The 19,796-nt window shown below is 61.5% G+C and carries 10 protein-coding genes; 3 read left to right on the top strand and 7 right to left on the bottom strand.

Going from position 1 to position 19,796, the window contains the following annotated elements; translation table 11 throughout:
- The first annotated feature begins 7 nt into the window (after positions 1-7).
- Complete coding sequence (locus tag CMV30_RS11225) at positions 8-514, top strand: thioredoxin family protein (RefSeq protein ID WP_096056109.1); 507 nt, start codon at positions 8-10, stop codon at positions 512-514.
- Between the two features lie 39 nt (positions 515-553).
- Here the strand turns inward: CMV30_RS11225 and CMV30_RS11220 are convergent, their stop codons facing one another.
- The 7 genes from CMV30_RS11220 to CMV30_RS20415 form a co-directional block, all read right to left on the bottom strand.
- Entirely contained in the window at positions 554-1,966 is a 1,413-nt protein-coding gene (locus CMV30_RS11220; protein ID WP_175414838.1) for a family 43 glycosylhydrolase, read from the bottom strand.
- Positions 1,967-2,114: 148 nt separating this feature from the next.
- A complete protein-coding gene (locus tag CMV30_RS19445; RefSeq protein ID WP_138223251.1) occupies positions 2,115-5,702 on the bottom strand; it encodes a TonB-dependent receptor plug domain-containing protein in 3,588 nt (1,195 codons plus the stop codon).
- Positions 5,703-6,011: 309 nt separating this feature from the next.
- Entirely contained in the window at positions 6,012-7,388 is a 1,377-nt protein-coding gene (locus CMV30_RS11215) for a GDSL-type esterase/lipase family protein (protein ID WP_175414837.1), read from the bottom strand.
- Complete coding sequence (locus CMV30_RS11210) at positions 7,376-7,711, bottom strand: hypothetical protein (RefSeq protein WP_096056106.1); 336 nt, start codon at positions 7,709-7,711, stop codon at positions 7,376-7,378. The genes CMV30_RS11215 and CMV30_RS11210 overlap by 13 nt, the downstream gene beginning before the upstream one ends.
- Positions 7,712-7,716: 5 nt before the next feature.
- Positions 7,717-10,326 (bottom strand): glycosyl hydrolase 115 family protein, encoded by a 2,610-nt coding sequence (locus CMV30_RS11205; protein ID WP_096057732.1) that lies wholly within the window; start codon positions 10,324-10,326, stop codon positions 7,717-7,719.
- 69 nt (positions 10,327-10,395) lie between these two features.
- The gene (locus tag CMV30_RS11200) at positions 10,396-11,841 is read right to left on the bottom strand and encodes a glycoside hydrolase family 88/105 protein (RefSeq protein ID WP_245844127.1); all 1,446 of its coding nucleotides are present in this window, start codon (positions 11,839-11,841) and stop codon (positions 10,396-10,398) included.
- A gap of 274 nt (positions 11,842-12,115) precedes the next feature.
- The gene (locus tag CMV30_RS20415; RefSeq protein ID WP_245844124.1) at positions 12,116-14,134 is read right to left on the bottom strand and encodes a family 43 glycosylhydrolase; all 2,019 of its coding nucleotides are present in this window, start codon (positions 14,132-14,134) and stop codon (positions 12,116-12,118) included.
- 156 nt (positions 14,135-14,290) lie between these two features.
- Here CMV30_RS20415 and CMV30_RS11185 point away from each other — a divergent pair, with 156 nt between their 5' ends.
- Both CMV30_RS11185 and CMV30_RS11180 read left to right on the top strand, forming a co-directional pair.
- Positions 14,291-16,807: a glycoside hydrolase family 127 protein gene (locus CMV30_RS11185; protein ID WP_175414836.1), complete on the top strand. Its 2,517-nt coding sequence runs from the start codon at positions 14,291-14,293 to the stop codon at positions 16,805-16,807.
- A gap of 218 nt (positions 16,808-17,025) precedes the next feature.
- Complete coding sequence (locus CMV30_RS11180) at positions 17,026-19,713, top strand: glycoside hydrolase family 3 C-terminal domain-containing protein (protein WP_096056103.1); 2,688 nt, start codon at positions 17,026-17,028, stop codon at positions 19,711-19,713.
- The last annotated feature ends 83 nt before the right edge of the window (positions 19,714-19,796 follow it).

Genomic DNA, 19,796 nt, shown 5'->3' with positions numbered 1-19,796 from the left:
TCGCCCCATGAAAACCCTCCTCGCACTCCTGCTTTTTATCACCGCTCCCTCCGCGATTATCCGCGCCGAAAGCACCGGCAATCCCGCCACCAGCCCCGCGTGGATCACCGGCCCTGACACCGCATTTCAGCGCGCCACCGAACTGCGCCGCCCGCTCTTCATCAACTTCACCGGCTCCGACTGGTGCATCTGGTGCCACCGCGTGCGCGACGAGATTTTCGTCCAGAAACACTTCCTCGACTACGCCACCGCCAACCTCGTGCTCCTCGAAGTGGATTCCCCGCGTCAGACGAAACTCCCCCCGGATCTGGAAAAACAACACGCCGCGCTGAAGGAAAAATACAGCGTCACCAGCTATCCCACCCTCCTGCTCCTCGACGCGGATGGCAAAGAGCTCGGCCGCCTCGGCTACATGCAAGGCGGCGCAAAAACTTTCGTGCGCGAACTCAAGCGCCTCACCGCCGCCGCAGCTCCGGCTCCATCCGGGATCGCGCCAGCCGCCGCGCCGCATTAAACTCCAAGCGCGCATGCGCTCCGGACGGCGCCGGCCCGCTCAAAAGACTGCCCACTCGATCACGCCGATCTCCTTCCCGGCCACCGTGCCCGGAAACACGATACGCAAATAACGCGCCTCCCCCGCGTGCTCGACCGTGACCGGCGACCCGCTCACGCCGCCGCCCGCCCGCTGATCCGACAGCCTCTTCCACGTCTTGCCGTCGGCCGACGACTCCAGCGTGAACGCATATTTTTTCCACGCGTACTCAAACCGCAGCACGCTCTTCTTCACCGCCTTCGTCGCGCCCAGATCCAGCTGCAACCACCCGCCCTTCGCCTCGGCGCTGGCCGTCCAGAGCGTCGCATAATTATCATCGATCACCCGCGCCGCGCCCGAAAATTGCCCCGGTGCCACACTCGACGCCGTCGCCACCGCGCCCGCCTCAGTCGTCGCGAGATTCCCCGCCATCGCCCTCCCCTGCACGAACGCCGGCCCGCTGTGCGTCGCCACGACTTTGTTGATCGTCCCATAGTCCGTGAACGTCAGTTCATCCACACACACCTGCCGGAAAGCCGTGTTCTCCTCGAACGGCAGCCGGTGCCGATGATATGCGATGTAGCTCTTCCCGCCATGCGCGAACACCGCGTGATGCCCAGGACTGATCAGATCGTTCCTCATGTTGCTCGCCAGAATCGGACTCTCGCCAATCTCGACAAACGGTCCCAGCGGCGAATCCCCCACCGCCGCGCGCACTTCGTACGTGTCGCTGATCGTTTTCCCATTCGAGTACGTGAGAAAATATTTTCCGCCCTGCTTCACCATGAACGGAGCCTCGAAATAATTCGCCGGCGTCACATCCCGCGGCTCGCCGTCAAACGTCACCATGTCCGCCTTCAACTTCACCGCGAAGCACCGTCCGTTCGTCCAGTTCCACCCCGAGCCCCAGTAGAGATACGCGCTGCCATCCGCATCCACGAACGCCTCCGCATCGATCATGTGAAACTCCGGCTTCCAATTTCCCGCGATGAGTGGCTTGTCGCCCAACGCATTTTTCCACGGCCCGAGCGGCGCATCCGCGACGCCCACCCACACCTCGCTGCCGACGGAAACGTACATAAAAAACTCCCCACTCTTCGCCCGCACGACCGACGGCGCCCACACCATCGCACCCTTCGACGTCGCGCTCGTGCACGCCGCCTTCGTCGGCCAGTTCAGCGCGCGAAACGTCCATTGCTTGAAGTCCGCCGACTCCCAGCACCCGAGCGTCTCCCCGCCCCACGGATCGTTGGTCGCGTAAACGAAAAACTTCCCGTCTTGCACCAGCACCGACGGATCGGCAAAATACCCCGGCAACACCGGATTCCCCGCATGAGCCGTCTCCCAGATGACTTCCACCTGTTTGCCGAATGCCGCTGCACCATATGCGTATAGCGGGATTAGGACTAAAAAAAAGGAGCGTAGATTTTTCATAAGCATGACAGGTCCGGCCAGAAATGAATGGAGAGACGTAGCCATCGCCAAAAGGGACAAAATCAAAATCGAAGAGCATACCGCGTTTACAAAAATGCCCCCTCCATCTGGAGGGGGCATTCGCGCTAAATAAACTTCGAACGGCTGATCAGAACTCCATCTTCGTGCTGAGCGTGATGCGGCGGGAATCGAGAATGCGATAACCAACCGGATTTCCATCATAGCCGGCATACACGGGCATGATATCACCGGACTGGAGCACATCCACAACGTTCAGCTGCACCTTGGTGCGCACACGGTCACCGAGCATCTTGAAACGATACGAAAGCCAAAGGTCGAAATGCGTTAGATCCTTCCAGCGATCAGCACCGACGTTGGTATCGTATATCGGACGACTGATGTCAGTGCGGAGGTACTGGCCACTGGCATTGGTGACGCCATAATAACCGATGACAGCACGATCTTCCCAGCGAACCGCACCACCCACGCTGAAGTCTTTCAAAATACCATTTGTGAACAGGTAATTGGAAAGGATGTTCGCGCGCCATTTACGCTGCCCATAAGGCGAAGCGCCTTCGAGCTGGCGGGCCGCCGCCACTTCGCCGGCGACAACTTTAGCGTACCAGTCCTGCGGGTTGAAACCATTCACGCCGGTGACGACGTTAGTCTCACCAAAGCCATACCCGGTGTAGAAGTTGCGCAAACTAACGCGCGTACCATTAGGCTGGATATACTCCGCTGCCATATCGGGCGCGGCAGCCGCCTGCCAGATCGGAAGACGGCTAGCATACCACGCATCGTACTCGGGAATGATATTCTCATATGAAGTCTCCTGTTTCGCGGCGGTGAACTTGATATTCCAGTTAGGTTTGGGGTTATAGATAACCTCAAACTCCATACCTTCCGCCTTATTGGTCTGCGTGCTGGAGAAGCTCGTGCCAGTGGGCCAGTTATAGGGAAGACCGCCCATCAGTTGCTGAGCAGCAGCCTGCTGGGTCGGAGTCATCGGATTGATGGTATTGTTCGCCCAATCATTGCTGGCAGTGGGATCAGCTCCACCACGGACGCGAATAACCATGTCAGCCCAGGCACGCAGATTGGCGCTATCCATACGCGTGAGGCGACCAAGCAATGTATTCGCCGTCGGGGCGCGTTCAGCCTCGTTGGTCGTTTCGAATAGGGTCACGCGAGCCACCAGCTTGTTGTCGAAGAGATTCAACGACACACCGTAATCAGTGCTCTCGCCGGTAGGCTTGGGCAGCGCCCTGCCAAAAATATCCGTGGAGGCATTCGGCGGCGGATTGAAGTTGTCGGAGGTGTTCGCGAACACGCTGAACCAACGAGTCGGCTTCACCACAGCACCTAGAGTACCCGTGTTTCCCTTGAGGTACTCGCGCTTTCCCCAACGATCCAAGAGACCGAGTTCATGCTCGGCGAGACGCCAGTTCGGATATAGCGCAGCATCGTTCAGCGCGGGCAGGCCGAATTCAGGAACGGCGGCCGTCGTGGTGTTACGTCCCGACCACTTGTCCTCACGGACGCCATAGGTCGTCACAATCCGATCATTCCACCAAAAGCTCTGCGCCGCAAAGCTCATGCTGTTGACGATTGTCTGGCTCGAACTCACGCCGCCGCCGGCATCGAACCACTCAGTACCATACGTGACATTAGCCTGATCCCACGTATTTGTCGCCCAGTTATACGACGTGATTTGATCGGAGATATATTCACCGGGGAGAGGATTACGAGCGACCGCAGAAGGTCCGTAACCGACGACACTGCTGCCATCGCCAACGTAATAAACCTGACGGGAACCGCTAGCATTTCCAGCGAAGCGATAACCAGCCGCACGCGCGGTCTGCAGCCCCATCGCAGTCAGCGGAACGACATAGCGCGGGTCGCTTGGATCGGAGAACGCCCGGCGGAAACGTTGGGTCGTGACGTTACCCTCCTGACGGGAAACGTACCCCAGCAAACGATGCCGGCCAAGCCACTTGCTCCACCCATCGTTCTTCGTGAAGTCGAGATCGTAGGCGAGCATGGCCCGATAGGTTTCATTTGTCTCAGGTGTTTTCGCCGTATCCGGATCCTGCGCGTCCACGAAGGGCCGCAGATAGTTGGGATTCGCCCGGCCATCGGGAAGAAACTGGTTCACATCAACCATCAAGGTGGTCGTTGCGAGCTGGGAGATCGGGTACTGTTCAAGTGTATCCAGATCCTGCTTAAACCAGCCAGCGGAGAAAAATAGGTTCGGCAGCAACTGCTGTTCAAACTCCAAGTTGTAGGTCGCGTTCCGCATTTCTCCATAGTTCGTCGCCGCGATGTTTACCTCATTCCAATCGTAGATGCGTTGATCCGTCACGCTGCTCGGGACGAAATTACCGCCACCCACGATGTCGTAGATGCCGATCGGCGCTGCAAAAACGGATGACTGGGCAATGCGTGCGTTGAAGGCATTAAACCTCGTCGGATCCGCATTGATCTGAGCTTGCGTGAATCCGTAGATGTTAAATGCCCCGGCCCGGCCCTGCATCCAGAAATTTGATCCATCCGGATTGATGAACTGTGTGGGCCGCGCATAGGACGGAAACCCCAATCCAGCCACATATCGCGGTGAGCGGGGATCCGTCAGCACGGCATCTCCCGTCAACGTGACATTGGCACCGTTGTACACGATCACTTGGGTGTCGTTAGTCCGGTAGGGAGCACTGACTGCACCCGTGTCAAGATACGTGACTTGTTGTGTGAGAGGATTCCAGACCGGACGCCCGGCCCGCAACCATGGCGTCACACCGTCACGAGGCGTCAGCTGATTGGGTGTGCGGCTGTAGTTATTATAGTTCTCAACGAAACCCTTGATCGTGGTTTTCTTGAACGGCTTGTAAGTGAAACCACCCGATTGACGCTTAGACACATCGTATGAGGGCTTCCGAGAAAACTCACGATTATCGTACAGAGCCGCAAAGTTGATCGCTAACTTGTCCTGAACCAGAGTGCGATTTACCGACACGCTGGCGCGATAAGAATCAAAACTACCAACGGCGAAGTTCACTTCGTTTGAATCCACTCCGATCCGTCCCATGTTAATGCTTTGATTCAGAATGCCGGCGGGACTACCCATGCCGGCGAGAATCGCGTTGGGACCGCGGCTCAATTCCAAAGATGAGGCGTTATAGGTATCGCCACGCACGCGGCTGATCGACCTGTAATAGTTCCACATCATATCGGCGTTGCCAAGACCGCGCACGCGATTGGCCGTGACCGATGTGTTGGCGCCGATGCCGTTTGTCGCTGAACCGCCGATACGATCTTTCAGGCCGGAGCGGTTCACCTCGATGGGGGTGTAATTACCCGCGCCCTCGGTATTGGCCTCGTATAGGAAGACGTCATTCAAATCGCGAGCGCCGGTGTCCTCTAGTTGCTGCTTGGTAATGACCGTGATCGGAGCGGCGAGATCGCCTACATTCGAATTCAACCGGCTGCCAGCCAGCGTATTCGAGGCATAATAACCAATGTCTTTTCGGGACGACTGCACGGTGAACGGCGAGAGCACAATCGTCTCGTCTTCTGAAGGCATCGTTTCCGGGGTCACTGCCGGTGCACCACCAGCAGGTTGCGAGACGGGAGCCGCCTCTGGTTTGACTTGTTGAGAGAAGACCGGAGTCGCGGCACTAAACGCGCATATTTGCGCAAGTAGCAACCGGACGAGGTATCTGTTGGGGGTTCGGTTTTTCATAGTTTGTTTGGATCGGACTAACGACTGAAAAATCGTAGCGACACGGCTGAGGAGTGCTCGGTCAGCAACAGTTCGCAGGGAAACGTGATTTAAGAAAATGCGCCTGTTAGCGGACGCAGTCAGGGTTGGGGCTGAACTTGGCTGACATACGAAGAGCGAATATTCCCATCCGCGAGTGCTCTTAGAATCATCCAGTACGAATCGGACCGTACAGGACGTATTTTTCAGACATCTCACAAACATCCACACCGACGCGGCGTGAAACACGGATCAATTTCCCATTAACGTATGACTCCACACAGAGTCCGATCACGGCACAAACGACTCCACCTTCGCCGCCTCCACACTCAGAAACGCCGCCAGCGGATTTTCATTCAGCGCCTTCAACCCCGCGATCACGCACCCCGCGTTCAATTCCGCTCCCAGCCGGTTCGTGTGCGTGTGTTCGTCACCGAAAAGTCCGTTCACCGCCTCCACTCCCAGCGAATCGTACCGGCGCGCGATGATCTCATTGAGCGGCACAAACGCCACGCCCGTCTCTGTCGCGACCACTTCCGCCCACGTCGCATAACTGCCCGTCCCACGCACAACCGTCTTCAGCCCCGCCTCCGACTCGCTCCACTTCTTCCGAGGCACCGGCGAACACACGATCGCCGTCGCCCCATTCGCCCGCGCCTCCGCGATGAACTTCCTGAGGTACCAGCCGTACGTATGCACCACCTCGCGCTGCTTCGTGAGCGCATTGTCGATCTCCTCCGTCTCCTCGCCCGTGCCTTTGATCGTCCCGCGCGCTCGCGTGTTGTCGTTCACCGCACTGCTGTCGTTGTGGCCAAACTGCATGATCACAAAATCCCCCGGCTTGATCATCCCGAGCACCTTCTCCCAATGCCCGCCGGTCAAATACGTCCGGCTGCTCAAGCCGCCCACCGCCCGATTCACCACATTGATCTTCGTCGCATCAAAGTAAGCCACCACCGGCTCGCCCCAACCCCACTGACCGTTTGCGCCATCGCCCTGCCCATTCCTCACCGTCGAATCGCCAATCAGGAAAAGCGACGGCAACGCCACATTCGCCGGCACCGGCAGCGGCTTCCGTTCACGCGCCGCTCTCGCCGCCGGTTTCGGCGCATCCAGTACCGTCAAAGGCGATGCCTCCACCGCGTGCCCCTTTTCCGAATACGGCTCCACCGTCCCAAACGGGTTCGTCGGCAGTCCCTTCAACCCCGCCACTACCAGTGACGCCGACAGCTCCGCCCCCTCCGGCCCCGTGTGAACATAGTCCTTCGGGAAAAACGCCTTCACCTTCTCCTCACCGAGCTCGTCATACCGGTCCGCGATCATCGTCGAGAGATCGATGAACGCCGCCCCCTCGCTCTTCGCCAGCTCCGCCGTCCACTGACTATACTTCCCGCTCGCCCGCTCCACTTTTCCGTTCTCCCAACGCTGCCGGATCGTCAGCGACAACAATACCGGCCGAGCCCCCTTCGCCTTCACGTCGCCAATCATCTTCCGCATGTACCAGCCAAACGTCCGCGCCGTCTCCACCTTCCCATCCGGCAACCTCCCTTCCTGAGTCTCTTCACCCAGCCCCGGCAACGACGCCCGCGCCTTCCCGGTAAAAACCGCCCCGCTGTCGTTGTGTCCAAACTGAATCAATACCACATCGCCCGCTTTCAGCTCCTGCAATATCTGATCCCACAGACCTTCCGTGACAAACGTCTTGCTGCTCCGCCCCCCCGCGCGCGGTTCGCCACATTGATCTTCGTCGCGTCAAAAAACGTCGGCAGCGGTTTCCCCCACCCCGTCGCGTTCGGATTCCCATTCGCCGCCGTCGAGTCACCCGCCACCCACAACGTCGGCAGCGCCGCATTCAACACCTGCGCCGGCCCCGCCTCGATCTTCTCCACCACACGCTGCTCCTCGCTCGCGAACGCACACACGGACGCCACCAACCCAAGGGCCAGTAAACGCGCATTAAAACCCAAAGCCGTCAGTATCTTCTTCATCATAAAATTCAGGGAATCGCCGGCGCGGCCACGGCGCCGATCTCTATGCGATCAATCACCACCCCCGCATCAACTCCGTAAATACGCAGCGCCCGCGTTCCCGCCGCATTCACTTCGACCGACGCCGTCACCAAGCGTTCACCCGCGAGCACCCCTTGCGCCCACGTCGGCCCGCCATCGCCGACATCCAGCGTCACCACCTGCGGTGCCGCATCGTCCACGCCGAGCCCAAACCGCAACCCACGCCCGCTCACCAGCGCATGAGTCGGCAGCAAATGCACCCGCACCGAAAACGTCCCCGCCGCCGGAAACTCCACCGCATACTCCAGGAACGGCGCGCTCGCCGCATCCCGACTCAAATCGAAACTCGCAGCATTCAGCGGAAACAACGTCACCGCATTGCCCGACCGCCCCAACCCCGGCACCACCTGCCACGCCACCTCGCCCCGCCCGACTTTGCGCGCCGAAAACTCTTTCGCTGCAAACACCGCCAACGGCTCCGCTCCGCGCGCCTCTTTCACCTTCGCCACCGCTTCCTTCGAAAAGGTCGGCACCTTCCACGGCGCGATCCGCATCGACTTCCAATCATCATCCGCCGGCTCCAGCCGCATGAACCCGCGCCATTTGCCACCGGCGATTTCCCCGAATTTCTCGGTAAACCCGATCAGTGACTTATCCGAATCTTCCGCTGCGTGAGACGAAAAAGAAAAACGCCAGACTCCATCGCTTCCGTTAACGCGCGCATCTGGAACAACCTCTGCCCGTGAAATCGCCTGAAGCTCGCCTGAAAAGTAGCGAATGTTCGCCAACGTCGACCCTATCACAGGATATTCCACGAGTTGATAAAACGCATCAGCGTTGCGTCCGAGCTTCTCATGTATCTCGGAGGCGCGAGGGCTGATCGCAGCAAAAGCCTCTATCTGCTGACGAACCTCATCCTCCGTCCACCCACTCGGCCGCGGCTCCTCCCCACGCGGCAGCCACCACTGCAAATGCTCCGGCTTCCGCGCAAAATTAAGCCGGTAGTATTCCTCCATGATCGCCGCGATTTCTTTCGCATACTCGCGCCCAAACTCCCGCGCCGCCCACTCGACCAAAAACTCCGGCAGGTTCTCCCGATTCCACCGCTCGATATCCCACGCCATCTGCAGGAAAAACTCCGTCCCGATCTCCGCCGGCTTGATGTCGCCCACATTCACGATCCACAGCCGGTCCGCACCGTGATCGTACGCCTTGCGCATCTCCGACCAGATCAGCGCCGGCGGCGTCGTGTTAAGCCACAGATACGATAGCGGACGCCCCAGATACGAGATATGATAATAAACCCCAAACCCGCCTTTCCGCCCGCGCTCCGTCTCCGACGGAAAATCCCGGATATACCCAAAATTATCGTCCGGAAAAACCACCGTTACGTCATCCGGCACTTTCAGCCCTCCCCGAAATAGCCCGAGCACTTCCTTGTACGCACAGAACATCTGCGGCACCTGCTCTACCTCCGGCTTCACGTACTTCGCGATCAACGCACGTTGGTCCGCGAAAATTTTCTCCAACCGCGCGATCTGCTCTGCCGGCGTCCCGCCGCCCTGCATCCCCGAATCATGGATACCGCGCATCCCCAGCGTGAACACACTTTCATACGTCGCGTTCGTCTTCATCCGCTCCTCCCAATAACCCAGCACGCCCTCCCGGTTCGTCGCGTAGTTATACGTGTCCTTCGCTGCCGTCCACTCGCCCACGTTATTGCGCAACATCGGCTCCACGTGTGATGACCCCATCACGATCCCGCGCGCCTCCGCCAGCGCCGCATTCCGAGGATCCGCGTTAAACGGCTTCGTACACGCATGCATCGCCGGCCACAGCGTGTTCGCCTTCAAACGCAGCAATAACTCGAAAACCTTCTCATAGGTCTTCGGCCCGATCCCGCCATTCTCCGGCTCGAACGTCTGTGCCGCCCACGGCTGCAAGCCCCAGTCCTCGTCGTTGATAAAAATCCCCCGGTACTTCACCGACGGCGGCCCCAGCTTCCGCACGCCCGCCGCCACATGCAGCGCCGTCTTTTTCTCCGGCACCACATCCGCCCACCAATGCCACGGCGACACCCCGATCGCCTGCGACAACTCATAAACCCCAAACGCCGTCCCCCGCCGGTCGCTCCCCACAATCACCAACGCCCGCTCCACACCCGCGAATGGCTTCTCCACCGTCGCGATCAAAAACGTCTCCCAATGCCCGCGCACCTTCGACACCTCCAACTTCCCCTCCGCTACCAACGCATCGATCCACGGATTTTTCCCCAACGTCCCGACCAACACCATCCCGCCACCCGCCTTCGTCAGCGCCGCCGCTTCGGCCGCGTCCACCTTCCCCGCGCTCACCGTCTTCACCGCCGGCTTCACACCGCTCACGCGCTCCACATCCGCCGCAAAATCCGCCACCGCCAGCGCCACTGCCTGAAACTCTCCCTCCGCCACCACAACCACCGCCGCCCGCCCCTCGCCCGCCAGCGCGAAACTCCCCACCGTCGCCGTCTCGCTCACCCAATCCGCCGCGAGCACACGCGCGCACACAACAACCCACACGACCACACCAGCCATCCAAGTCCTTCGAGCGTTCTTCATAATCCCGTTAATCTTCTTAATCCTGTCCAAAATTCCGACTCCGTTTTCCGTCGCGTCGTCATCGCACCCTCAATGCCGCGACTTCGCCGGCTCCTTCTGCACCGCCCCATCGCTCACCAGCGCCTGTGCTCCTTTGCCCTTCCGCAACGCGATCATCTCCGCGCCCGCCAGCAACACCGGCCCGTACCCATGCGCCGCGTACACGCTGACCGGACGGTAATAATAAAACGCCGGGTCGAACCCCATCCCCGTCCCCACGCACACATTCTCCACCTGCCCCTTCGCATTCACCTGCTTCGCAACCGCATTCCATCCCAGCGAAACCATCGGCGTATATGCGTGCGCATCGAGCCAGCCTTCGTTGATCCCCCGCGCGATGCAGTAGGTAAAAATCGCCGTCGCCGACGTCTCCAGATAAGAATCCGTCCGGTCCATCAACTGATGCCACAACCCCGCCCCGCCCTGCGTCGCTGCGATCCCGCGCACATGCGCCCGGTAAATCGTCAGCACCTTCTCCCGCCCCGGATGTTCAACCGGCAGCACATTCAACAGCTCCGTCATCGCCAGGATCGCCCACCCATTCGCCCGCCCCCAGTGAAACACCGGATGCGGCTCCATCCCGCCAATCCACCCGTGCATGTAGAGCCCCTTTTCCCCGACAAACATCCGCTCCGAAAACTGCACGATCTGCTTCACCGCATCGTCGAAATACTTCCCGTCCCCCGTCAGCGCGCCCATCTGCGCCAGCGCCGGCACGCTCATGTAGAGATCGTCCAGCCACAGTGAATTCTCCAGCGGACGATTCCGCGCCAGCGTTCCGTCCGGCAGACGAAACTGCTGGGTCGAAATCCAGTTCAGATAACGCTCGATCATAGGCCTCAACGCCTCCGCCTGCACGCCCCCGCGCGCGGCCTTGATCATCGCCGCCGCCATCGCGCCAGAGTCATCGAGCGAGTGCGGCGCATTCACCTGCCGGAACGGCGTCCGCCAAGCCTCCGGAGCCCGCGCCCCCACCGCCACCTCCGGCAGATTCGCCACCGCCGCCGCAAACAACGGCGCCTTTTCCGCGATAAACTTAAAACGCTCCGCCACATACTCCCGGTACTTCGCCTCCCCCGTCACCTCCGCCGCCAGCCACATGCCTGAGTACGTCACGCCCCACTCGTAGCTCGTCAGCTGAAAATCCCCCCGCGCCACCACCGCGTTCGTCAGCGGTTTCGAAAAATCCGTGATCTCCGCCTGCGTCGCCCGATCCACCAACTTCGCCGGCGTCACCGCCGCCAGATAACCATGAACGCGATTCAAAACCTCCGCGATCTCCGCGACCGACGCCGGCGCATAAGGAACCGGATACGCCGGCGGATTCCGCCCCGCGTTGATCGCTGACAACGTCTGCGCGTCAGGCCGCGACTCCACCGCTGGCGTTGCCTGAGCCGCAGGCTGGGCCTGCGACGAAATCGTGAACGCAGCGCCCATCAGCGCCGCAGCAAGAAACCGTGGGGTAAGAGAGTGCATGGCGCAGTGCGGAGACGAACGAAGACCCGATTGGTTGCGCCCCGACGAGCCTGCGCTGACGCCAGAGCCTGGATTTGTCATGTTGACAGTAAACGCACCGCCCACGCCCGGTCCGCCTGGAGCCGTCCAGATGAAGTCATGTCCGGCTGTGGAGGGACGACCTCCGTGTCGTCCACGCTCGCCCCGGAACTCACCCTGCATGCAAGAGCCCTCGTCTTCCCTGAACGGCTGTAGCGGGACAACCAACCTGCGTGCTTCTCGCAGCGCCGCCCGCTCACTTGTTCGGATTTATCGACAACAACTCCACGTACGTCGGCAGATCGCGATCGCAGCTCAGCACACCGTCCTTCTCGAAAAGCTCTACAACTTGCAGCGAACTCCGCCGCGGCCCGATTCCATCGGTGTTCGAGCGCTCCGGTTTCCGATCCGGATGCGTGAAGTAGAAAAGGTACGCCCGGTCCGCACTGATCACGACGTCGGCATGCCCGCCCTTCACACCGTCATCCTCACCCTTGCCCGGATGTTGGAGAAGATTATCGCCGCCCTGCCGCGCCCAATTGACCAAATCGTCCGAGCGGTAAACCCCCAGCCCGCGCCACACGTCCGTGATCATCCAATACGCCCCGCGCCACCGAAACACCTTCGGCCCCTCGCCCGCCTGATCGCCCACCGCCTTTCCTTTGTCCGTCCAGTTTTCCAGATCCGCGCTGTCCGCGTAGTAGATCGATTTCCCGTCGCGCTCGTTGTTGTACCACATCCGCCAGCCGCCTTCCGGCAGCGCGATCACACACGCATCGATCACGCGATCCGACGCCAGCTTCAACGTGGAGCGATACTCCCAATCCACCAGATTCTTGCTCGTGAGATGCACGATGTCCCTCGGGTGTTTCCAGTCCGTGAAAATCCCCGGCACGAACGTCAGGTACATGTGATACTTCCCGCCCGCCTCAATCACCTCCGGAGCCCAATGCGTCATCCCCTCGCCCCCATGCGGGATGTTCGCCGTCCCGCGATAGGTCCACGTCGCCCCATCATCGACCGACTCCGCGATCCCGATCTTCGTCCCGTGAACCCACGTCACGCCATCCAGCGCCGACACATTCGCCCGCCGGTTCGTATAAAACATGAACCACTTTTTCTCCGCACGATTCCAGATAACAACCGGGTCCGCCGCGCCGTCATGCACACGATCCCGAAACACCGGCTTCGCCGCCACCTTCCCGCGCGGCTTCGCGTTCGCCGTCAGCTTCCCAACAACCGTTTTCTCCGTCGCCGCATCGTACGCCCCATCCGGAACCGGCACGCCAAAATCCGGCGATCCATCCGCCTTCCAGCGCACCACCTGCGCCCGCGTGTGCCGGTCCGGATTCTTCAACGGATCGCCACCGATCTCCCGATAGTTCCGCGCATGATAGACCAAAATGTCCGTCTTCCCGTCCACCGACGTCGTGAAGCTGTTATGCCCCGGCCCAAACTGGCTCGTCGCGTCGTTTGCCACAAACACCGGCGACTGCGCCTTCTTCCACGACTTCGCATCCAATAAATCCGCGCCTTCCTCCGCCGTCAGCAGCCCCAGACAATACTCCGCCCCCGTCCCGCTCGCCGAGTACGTCACGAAAATCTTCCCGTTCCGCATCAACACCGCCGGCCCCTCATTCACCCAATGCCGGATCTGCTCCCACGGCAGCTCCGGTTTCGAGATCAACACCTGCGGTCCCGTCAGCGACCACGGCGTGTCCATCTTCGCGAGATAGATGTTCGTCCCCTTGATCTTCGGATCGCGATCCGTCCACACGAGGTAACGCGTCCCGCGATGCTCAAACGTCGTCGCATCCAGCGAGAACGTCTCGAACTGCGTCTTGATCTGCCCCTTCTCCACCCACTCGCCTGCGAAAGGATCTGCCGACGCATTTTCCAAAACATAGATGCGAATGTCCCAAATCTTCTCCGCCCGCCCCGCCGCGAAATAGATGTACCACTTCCCTCCGATGCGATGCAGCTCCGGCGCCCAGATGTGCGCGCTCATCGGCCCGCTCGCGTGTTTCTTCCAGATCGTCTTTTCCTCCGCCTTGCCGAGCCCATCGAGCGTCGCCGCTTTCCGCAGCTCGATGCGATCATACTCCGGCACTGTCGCGATCATCAGGTATTGCCCATCCACCAGAGTCACATGCGGATCAGCCCGCTGCTCCACCAAAGGATTATTCCAACGCAAAGCGTCTGTCTCCGCCTGCGCACGCGCGCAAAACATCAACGCAGCCACACACACAACGACACGAATCACGGGGTAGAACATTTTCACAACGATGTCCGCCCACAGAACCCTCCGCCGTCCCCGGCGCAACGCTCGCTTCCACACTTTCCTCCCTTACAGTCCAGCCCCTCACCGCGCCACACGACCGTCAAGCAGCGCCAACATCGAGAAACCCTCCCGCCCACTTTCCCTCCCCTCATGCCCCACACCCGCCGCTCACCCCGCCGCGCCGCCACCTTCGCCGCCCTCACCGCATTCGCACTCACTCTCCTTCCTTCCCCCACCCGCGCCACGTCCGTCGATCTCTCGCAACAACACACCGGAAAACCTCTCGAATTTTTCCCGCTCACTGACGTCCGCCTCCTCGACGGCCCTTTCAAACACGCGCAGGACCTCAACCGCGCCTACCTCCTCGCCCTCGACCCCGACCGTCTCCTCGCCCCTTTCCGCACCTCCGTCGGCCTCGAGCCCAAAGCCCCCAAATACCCCAACTGGGAAAGCACCGGCCTCGACGGCCACACCGCCGGCCACGTCGTCACCGCCCTCGCCCAAATGGTCGCCGACACCGGCGACACCGAGCTCCGCCGCCGCCTCGACTACATGATCGCCGAGTTCGCCGCCTGCCAGGCCGCCTCCGGCGATGGCTACGTAGGCGCCGTTCCCGACGGCAAAAAATTCTGGGACGAAATCCGCGCCGGCAAAATCGACGCCACCAACTTCTCCATCAACGGCCGCTGGGTTCCCTGGTACAACCTCCACAAACTCTTCGCCGGCCTCCGCGAAGCCTGGCTCATCACCAAAAACGAACAAGCCCGCGACGTCCTCATCCGCCTCTCCGATTGGTGCGACGCCCTCTTCACCACGCTCACCGACGACCAGATCCAGACCATGCTCCGCTGCGAACACGGCGGCATGAACGAAGTCCTCGCCGACGTCGCCGCCATCACCGGCGACACGAAATACCTGAAACTCGCCCGCCGCTTCTCCCACCGCGAAATCCTCGACCCTCTCCTCCGCCACGAGGACAAACTCACCGGCCTCCACGCCAACACCCAGATCCCCAAAGCCATCGGCTTCGCCCGTATCGGCGAACTGGATAACGACACCGCTTGGCTCGATGCCTCCCGCTTCTTCTGGGACACCGTCGTCACCCGCCGCAGCGTCGCCATCGGCGGCGACAGCGTCCGCGAACACTTCCACCCGTCCGACGATTTCTCCTCGATGATCGAGTCGCGCGAAGGCCCCGAGACCTGCAACACCTACAACCTCCTCCGCCTCTCCGAACAACTCTTCCGCCTCGATCCCCTCGCCCGCTACGCCGACTACTACGAACGCGCCCTCTTCAACCATATCCTCTCATCCCAACACCCGCAGCACGGCGGCTTCGTCTACTTCACGCCGATGCGCCCGCGCCACTACCGCGTCTACTCGCAGCCCGAGACCTCCTTCTGGTGCTGCGTCGGCTCCGGCCTCGAAAGCCACGGCAAATACGCCCACTTCATCTACGCCCATCAAGGCGAGGCGCTCTTCGTAAACCTCTTCATCGCTTCAAGCCTCAACTGGAAATCAAAGGGCGTCACAGTGACCCAGGAAACAAAATTTCCCGACGAAGGCCGCTCGACTCTCACCGTCCGTGTTAAAAAGCCTACCCGATTTTCGCTGCGCATCCGCATACCCGCATGGGCAGACCGAAAGGACTTCAGCGTTAGCATGGGCGACCTAAAACGGCCCACTTCCTTCGGATTCTACTCTCAGTCCTATTCAGAAATCACCCGTGAGTGGCACGATGGTGATCGCGTAGAAATTATCCTGCCAATGCGCACTACTCTCGAACGCCTCCCCGACGGCTCCGACTACGCCGCCATCCTCCACGGCCCCATCGTCCTAGCCGCCAAAACCGGCACTGAGTCTCTCGACGGTCTCCGCGCCGACGACAGCCGCATGGGCCACGTCGCCCCCGGACCTTACCTCCCGCTCGACTCCGCCCCCACACTCGTCGGCAACGAAAAAACCTTCGCCTCAAAAATCACGCCCGTTCCCGGCAAGTCCCTCACCTTCACCGCCCGCGAACTCCTCCGGCCCGACAACTACCGCGACCTCCAGCTCGTGCCCTTCTCCCGAATACACGACGCCCGCTACCTTACCTACTTCCGCGTCGCCACCCCCGAACGCTACACTGAACTCACCGCCCAACTCGCCGCCGAAGAAAAAGCCCGCAACGAACTCGAAACCCGAACCCTCGACCGCGTCATCCCCGGCGAACAACAACCCGAAGTCGAACACGCCTTCGCCGGCGAAGCCACCAACACCGGCTCCCACCTCGGCCGCCGCTGGCGCGACGCAAGCAAGTGGTTCAGCTACCAACTCAAAATCCCCGCCGCGTCCGCTCTCGTTTCACGCCCCCGCTCCTCCTCCGACTCCACCGTCACCGCCGTTCCCGGCTTCACAGCCGACACCACGCTGGAACTCCGCGTCACCTACTTCGCCGCCGAACGCGGCCGCCACTTCGACATCGTCGTCAACGACCGCGTCATCGCCACCGTCTCCCTCGACGGCCACCAGCACGACCGCTTCACCGACGTCGCCTACCCCATCCCCGCCGACCTGATCCGCGAAACCCTCGCCTCTGACGCCCGCACGCTCACGGTCAAATTCCGCGCCGCCGAAAAATCCCGCACCGCCAGCATCTACGACCTGCGCCTCCTCCGCCCGTAACGCTCGCGCTCGCGCGACGCCGTTCCGCCTCGGCTCGTTTTTTCCGCGTTTCCGCCCTTCCGCGCTTCCGCGATCTCTTTCGCCCGTCCTTCGCTGCGCAACAAAGCGCGCATCCCACCATTCGCGCATCCATCGGATAGCGCAAACGTCTCTCCCTCCGGCTGCCCCTAGCTGTCACTTCGGCCAGCCGCTGACTTTGCACGATTCGCGTCCCCCCCATGAAACTTACCCGCCTCGTCCTTTCCGCCGCCCTCGCCGCTTCCGCGCTTCTCGCCGCCCACGCCCAGCCGCCCGCCGCGCCTTCCGCCCCGGCTTCATCTTCCGCCACAGCCGCCTTCCCCGAAAAATTCCGCAACCCCGACCTCCCGCTCGCCGAGCGCGTCGACGACCTCATCTCCCATCTCACCCTTGAGGAAAAAGTCTCCCAGATCGGCATGGAAAACACCGCCATCCCACGCCTCGGCATTCCGTCCTACCACTGGTGGAACGAAGGCCTCCACGGCGTCGCCCGTAACGGCATCGCCACTGTTTTCCCGCAGGCCATCGGCCTCGCCGCCACCTGGAATCCCACGCTCCACCAGGAAATCGCCGACGTCATCTCCACCGAAGCCCGCGCCAAATACCACGAGACCCTCCGCACCGGTAACGGCGACACCAAGATCTACGAAGGCATCACCATCTGGTCGCCCAACATTAATATCTTCCGCGATCCACGCTGGGGCCGCGGCCAGGAAACCTACGGCGAAGACCCGCTCCTCTCCGGCGTCCTCGGCGTCGCCTTCACGCGCGGCCTCCAAGGCAGCGACCCGCGCTACCTCAAGACGGTCGCCACGCTCAAACACTACGCCGTCCACAGCGGACCCGAAACGCCCCGCCACCATTTCAACGCCGTCATCTCGCCGCGCGATCTCCGCGAGATCGAACTCCCGCCCTTTGAGATGGGCATCCGCGAAGCCGCCGCCACCTCCGTCATGAGCGCGTACAACGCCGTCAACGGCATCCCCGCTCCCGGCCACCGCGAACTGCTCACCGACATCCTCCGCACCGAATGGGGCTTCGACGGCGCCGTGGTCGGCGACGTCGGCACCGTGAACGACATGTTCAACGAGCGCGGCCACAAATTCGTGAAGACCGGCGCCGAGGCCATCGCCGCCGCCATCAAGGCTGGCAACGAGCTCTGCTCCGACAGCACCTTCAAACACATCCCCGAAGCCATCAACCGCGGCCTCCTCACCGAAGCCGACGTCGATAACGCCCTCCGCCGCCTCTACACGCTCCGCTTCCGCCTCGGCATGTTCGACCCCGCCGAACGCGTACCCTACGCCCGGATACCGCTCTCCGCCAACGACACGCCCGCCCACGACCGCCTCGCTCTCGAAGCCGCGCGTCAGAGTCTCGTTCTTCTCAAAAACGACGGCTCGCTCCCGTGGGACGCCAAGAAACTCAAACACGTCGCCATCCTCGGCCCCACCGGCGACGACTACCTCGCGCTCCTCGGCAACTACGCCGGCACGCCCTCGAAACCCGTCACGCTCGCCAAAGCCCTCCGCACACGCTTCGAGTCCGTTGGCATCAAAGTCACCTACGACCCCGCCGTCCCGCTCGTCACCGGCTTCCGCGAAGGCGGCCGCCCTTTCGCTGACAACGTCCTCTTCTCCGACGACCAACGCGCCACGACCGGCCTCACCCGCGAGCTCTTCGCCAAAAACGATTTCACTTCCTCGCCCGCCGACAAACGCACCGACGCCCAGATCGATTTCTACTGGAACCCCGCCCAACCCGTCCCCGGCCTCCCCGTCGAAAACGTAAACCTCCGCTGGTCCGGCGTCCTCGTTCCTACCAAATCCGGCGAACACGATCTCGGCATCAGCTACATCGGCGCAGCCCAACTCTTCATCGACGACAAGCCCGTCGCCGGAGATCCCGTGCATTCCAAATCCGTTCACAACGCCGCCGTCGAACGCGTCGCCAACACCAAGCTCACGCTCGAAGCCGGCCGCGCTTACAAAGTCCGCCTCGAATACACGCAGCGCCCCGGCACGCAGATCGGCCGCATCCAGTTCGGCTGGCGCCCGCCCGGCGGACTCGACGAAGCCCTCGCGCAAGCCCGCGCCGCCGATCACATCATCCTCACGCTCGGCATCACGCCCGCCCTCGAAGGCGAAGAGATGAAGGTCAACGTCGAGGGTTTCACCGGCGGCGATCGCACCAGCATCCTCCTCCCGAAATCCCAGCGCGACCTCATCGACGCCGTAGCCGCCCTCGGTAAACCCTTCATCGTCGTCCTCTGCAACGGCAGCCCGCTCTCCTTCGACACCGCCAAACCCAACGCCATCCTCGAAGCCTGGTACTACGGCCAGCGCGGCGGCGACGCCGTGGCCGACGCGATCCTCGGCGACTACAACCCCGCTGGACGCCTCCCGCTCACCTTCTACCGCGACGACAGCGATCTACCTCCGTTCGAAGACTACAGCTTCGCCAACCGCACCTACCTCCACTTCAAGGGCAAGCCCCTCTACGCCTTCGGCCACGGCCTGAGCTACACGACTTTCTCCTACGAAAAAATCGCGCTCTCCAAATCGATCGCCAAAGCCACCGAAACCATCACCGCCCGCGTCACCGTGAAAAACACCGGCCAGCGCGACGGCGACGAAGTCATCCAACTCTACGCCACCGCCCAAAATCCTCCCGTATCCATGCCGCTGCGTCAGCTCATCGGCTTCTCCCGCGTTCATTTCAAGGCAGGCGAAACCAAAACCGTCGCCATCGAAATCCCCCTCCAGCGCCTCCGCCGCTGGGACGAATCCACGAGCCGCTACGTCACCGATCCCATCACCTGGTCCCTCGCTGCCAGCTCCTCCTCCGACAAACCCCTCCAAAAAACCGAGCTCCGCATCACCCCGTAGGCCAGCGTGCTCGCACGCGCTCCGTCCTCCCTCCAAATCCTGTTAATCCTCTTAATCCTGTCCAAAAATTCGGGCCTCCGCGC

This window comes from Nibricoccus aquaticus (genome assembly GCF_002310495.1).
Taxonomy (GTDB): domain Bacteria; phylum Verrucomicrobiota; class Verrucomicrobiia; order Opitutales; family Opitutaceae; genus Nibricoccus; species Nibricoccus aquaticus.
This window is presented reverse-complemented; position numbering and strand designations above follow the sequence as displayed.